1 protein-coding gene is annotated in these 458 nt (G+C 40.6%); it reads right to left on the bottom strand.

Annotated features, from left to right (window positions below; all coding sequences use genetic code 11):
- Positions 1–29: 29 nt before the first annotated feature.
- Positions 30–458: REP-associated tyrosine transposase (locus CWC18_RS20695; protein ID WP_171041192.1), on the bottom strand; the 429-nt coding region annotated here is incomplete at its 5' end.

The raw sequence follows: 458 nt of genomic DNA, 5'->3' as shown, positions 1-458 counted from the left end.
GAGCGGTAAACGTTCGCCTATGACGCTTTTTATAAGTATTTGCACCACCAATAGGGGTATTGACCAATTTTCTGTACGAGTTTCGCGCGTAGTGGGTTTGCGACGATGTATCTGGCATTATGCAGTAGTTCGGTTTCGTTTCGGATCATATGGTCATAGTAATCGCGTTGCCATAGTCTTTGGTTGTTTATTAACGGGCGAAGTATGCTCGTTAATGTGCCTTTAAATGAACGTATAAAGTCACTCAAGGTCGTTGTTGTGGATAGTTGAATAAGTAGGTGAATATGATCTGGCATGATCACAAAGGCAATTAAATCGATTGAGAGTTTTTCACAGCGATCAATAAGCTGTTTTATTACGAGTCGGTTTATTGTTAAAGATGAGAAGTAGGGTGTTCGTTTATGTGTGACGAGGGTGATGGAGTAATAGTGGTGTGGTATTGAAACTCGACCTTTTCT

Source organism: Pseudoalteromonas aurantia (assembly GCF_005886875.1).
GTDB lineage: Bacteria > Pseudomonadota > Gammaproteobacteria > Enterobacterales > Alteromonadaceae > Pseudoalteromonas > Pseudoalteromonas aurantia_A.
The sequence above is the reverse complement of the archived record's forward strand: the minus strand, read 5'-3'. Positions and strand labels throughout refer to the sequence as shown.